The organism is Ruminococcus callidus ATCC 27760 (assembly GCF_000468015.1).
Classification (GTDB): domain Bacteria; phylum Bacillota; class Clostridia; order Oscillospirales; family Ruminococcaceae; genus Ruminococcus_C; species Ruminococcus_C callidus.
Map to the genome: position 1 here is coordinate 820 of NZ_KI260286.1, position 3,862 is coordinate 4,681.

At 58.8% G+C, this 3,862-nt stretch carries 2 protein-coding genes; both read right to left on the reverse strand.

The window, feature by feature from the left end; genetic code table 11:
- Positions 1-54: 54 nt before the first annotated feature.
- Complete coding sequence (locus RUMCAL_RS00090) at positions 55-2,517, reverse strand: hypothetical protein (RefSeq protein ID WP_040646250.1); 2,463 nt, start codon at positions 2,515-2,517, stop codon at positions 55-57.
- Positions 2,518-2,882: 365 nt separating this feature from the next.
- The gene (gene rlmB, locus RUMCAL_RS00095) at positions 2,883-3,668 is read right to left on the reverse strand and encodes a 23S rRNA (guanosine(2251)-2'-O)-methyltransferase RlmB (RefSeq protein WP_370742457.1); all 786 of its coding nucleotides are present in this window, start codon (positions 3,666-3,668) and stop codon (positions 2,883-2,885) included.
- Positions 3,669-3,862: the final 194 nt, after the last annotated feature.

Consider the following 3,862-nt stretch of genomic DNA (forward strand, 5'->3'; position numbering starts at 1 on the left):
TGGCAAGCCGTAGGCTTGACTGAGGGGTTATCTCATAAAACTTTTCGCTCTCACCTACCGCAGCCGCACAGCCAGGGCTGTGACAACAGTGAGGATCACGTGATAGATCAGGAAAAAGTATGCCGTCATCTTCTCATAGGCACCGGTCACCACGTGGATCATCGCCAGCGACAGCCCCAGCAGTCCTGCCACTACCAGCAGGATCACGCCGATCACTGCGGCACGGCGTACCCGTCTTGCTCCCAGCAGGAGTGCACCGGCACCGAAGCCGCTGTCCCCTACGGTCATGGAAGCACTGACACAGCCAAGGCCACCGGTTTCCCGCTGGAACAGGTGGTGCATCGAGGTGGGGATAATTTTCAGATAGGACTCCGGAAAGTCAAACAGAGCAGAGAGCCGCCGCAGCGAAACGGAGCAGTCCACGCTTCGCAGGATCAGTGCCACACGCTCCTGCCGCAGTGCCTGCATCTGCCGTTTGACATGGGGATCTGCCGTAATGCGAATGGAGAACAGTGCCGCCAGCATGCCGCTGACTGACAGATACAGCACATCGCCGTTACCCTCCGCCAGTTCGGCTTCTCTGGTCTTGGTGGGCAGCCCTTCGATGTTGTGGTTCGCCATCATTTCACGGCTGCCGAACAGCACCCGCTGATTGGCGATCCAGCCGCAGAAGCCCTGTCCGTCCTCGCAGACGAACTCGTCCACCGGCAGAAGCGTTCCCACATCGGGGATCATCTCCGCAAAGGCACCCTGTAACATGCTGTCGCCGTGGTGCACCAGACTGGCTGCGTCCAGCAGCACATCGTCCACCTTGGCACCGGAAAAGACCTTCATGCCCTCGATCTGTACCGAGCCCTTGGGGAACAGGTCGTTCGCCTCTACCAGCAGGGCGTTGGTGTCGAAAAAGTCGTCCACGCTCTGATAGCCCAGCATGGCACTGTTGGAAGCCGCCGCCCTGCGGGACTCCCGTTCCAGCGGCAGATTGACCACCAGTGCACTGGCAGTACAGCAGCTTGCCGTCTGGAGCAGTGCCAGCATGGAGCACAGGAAACTGATCCACGGCATGCCGACCGCCGTTCCCATGCGGATCAAAGTCATGCCCACGGCGATCAGCAGGGTGACAATGCCGCAGATCGGTGTCATTGTCCGGCACAGCCCGTCCGCCATATCCGTGGAATAGGAATACCGGAGAATATCGCACAAGCCGTCCGCTTTCCGCACTGCCGTCACAATAGGAATATCGTGGAGCACGCCCCGTGTGAGCAGTTCCGCAGTTTCCTCCTGCGAAACATAGGAGAGCACCCGCTTTTGTCCCTCGCGGGAAATGACGTTCACGTTCCGCAGAGCACGGCGTACCATCAGCAGCCGCCCGATGATATTGCAGAACAGAGCCAGCAGAGCACAGGGCACATAGAGGTGCACCGTGTCCATTGCCAGAACGTCCGGCGAGATCACCACGCAGACTGCCCCCAGCAACGCCGGCACCAGCGGCAGCACTGCCATGCTGTCACTGTCCGCATGAAACCGGAGCAGGTTCCACAGCCCGTTTTTCACGGTGGGGAACATCACGCCCAGCCCCAGCAGTCCCAGTGCCAGCTGAATGATGCCGTAGCCGCGGGGTGTGACCAGTGCCGTAAAGGCACCGTTCCCCAGCACTTCCGTGCACGCCAGCACCGCCCCTGCCACAGTCAGCACCAGCACGGCGATAAACCGGAAAAATACCACATTCCGGAGATTTTCCAGCGTTTTCTTCACCAGTTCCAAGTTGTCGGGCTGCCGCTTTTCCGCGTCTGCCCCAAAGGTATGGCTCCGCACCCGCTGGCGGACAGGGCGAAACCGGCTGGTCTGCTGGCTGCCCTGATAGTAATAGTCCTGTTCTTCCTCCCAGTGCCGCCGCGAAACCGGCGGTTCTTCATCCGTTCCCACCGGCTCTGCCCGCTGGAATTCGCCGGTGACAGATTCCTTGAGGTAGGCACTGTCCGGCACATTCCGGCGGCGTTTCTTTTTCTTTTCCCGTGCACGGGTGGAATCTTCCATCTGCCGCACATTGGGGCGGTGCCGCTGGGGTGCGGCGGTATCTTCTTCCATCAGCTTGACTGCACCGTCATAGCCGCTGTCGCCGGTTTCGGTGTAAGAAGCCTGATACCGTCCGGCACCGGCGGCGTTGACAAAGGACACGTTTTCCCGCCGGAGGTGCTGGGTGGGAAAGCGTTCCCGCAGCACCGGTGCCGCATCTGCTTCCTGTGCTGCCTGTGCCGCCTTGCTGGCTTTGATGTGGGAGATCGTAGACTTGATGTCCACCAGTTCTTCCGCGTTCTCCGGCGGCGGGGCAACCGTGTCATAGCCGGCACGTTCCCGCGAAAGCGGACGCTCAGACGTTGCCGCATTCACCAGCTTTTCGGTTTCCAGTGTCCCGCGGGACAGGGGCTGTTCCGAGGTGTGCCGGATTCCGGAGCGTTTGCCGTCCGCACTGTATTCGTTTAAGATTTCTTCTAATGTAAATTTATGGTCTGCCATAATACACTCCTGTGAAAATTTGAGAAGTGATTCTCCGAAAATGATTGTTGCCGCCGATGCCCTAAAACTGCCTGAAACAAGCCGCCCCTGAAGGGGTGGAGGGGTTCTCATGTGAAATCTTTTGCTTGATGAAAAAGACTTACGAGATAACCCCTCAGTCAGTGCTACGCACTGCCAGCTCCCCTTTCAGGGGAGCCTATAGCTACCGGTTCAGCACAGACACGCCCCTATAGAGAAGCCTGAATGTAAAAAAGCCGCCCCTTTAGGGGAGGGGAACCAGCGTAGCTGGTGGAGGGGTTCTCATGTGAAATCTTTTCCTCAATGAAAAAGACTTACGAGATAACCCCTCAGACTCTCCCCGTCCGTCACTTTGCCAGCCGCTGCCGCACTGCCTCGTACAGGAAGATGCCCGCTGCCACGGAAGCGTTCAGCGAGTTGACTTTTCCACGCATAGGCAGGCTCAGCATGGCATCGCACTTTTCCCCAACCAGACGGCTCATGCCGAAGCCCTCCGAGCCGATGACAAACGCCGTGCCGCCGGTGAAGTCCGCATCGGTATAGCTGGTGCCTGCGGCATCGGTGCCGTAGATCCAGACATTGTTTTTCTTGAGGATCTCCATGGCGGAAGCCAGATTGGGCACCCGTGCCACCGGCAGCCAGCTTGCGGCTCCCGCAGAGGTCTTGCCCACGGTCAGCGTCAGGGACGCACTCCGCCGCTTGGGAATAATTACGCCGTGTGCACCGGCAGCTTCTGCCGTCCGGATAATGGCACCCAGATTGTGAGGATCCTGAATCCCGTCACACAGCACCAGCAGCGGCGGTTCGCCCTTTTCGGCAGCACGCTCCAGCAGTTCTTCCAGCGAAACGTATGTGCCGCAGGCACCCTCTGCCGCAACGCCCTGATGCACTGCCCCGCCGGTCAGCTGGGTCAGCTTGGACTCTGTCACAACCTTTACGGGAATGCCCTGCTCCTTGGCAAGGCTGATGATCTCCTGCAAGCCGCCGCTTTCCTGCCCCACATAGAGCATGTCGATCCTGGCACCGCTGCGGAGTGCTTCCATAACGGGATTTCTGCCGGCGATCCGGTCATTTTCCGTTTCCGGCATTTCCGCAGGCTTCTGCCGGCGGGACTGTGGTTTTCTCTGGCTCATATATTCCTCCGTATCTCCTGCGGCATGGCATTTCCCCACGCCCGTTGCAGGACACTGTCTGTTTTTTTACGATGCTATCCATTATAGCATATCTCCGGAGAAAATACAAGGTTTTTCGTGTGAGAGGGAAAATTGACAAGAAAGATTGCACAGGAACCCCTCAGTCACCTGCGGTGCCAGCTCAGCACAAGGCA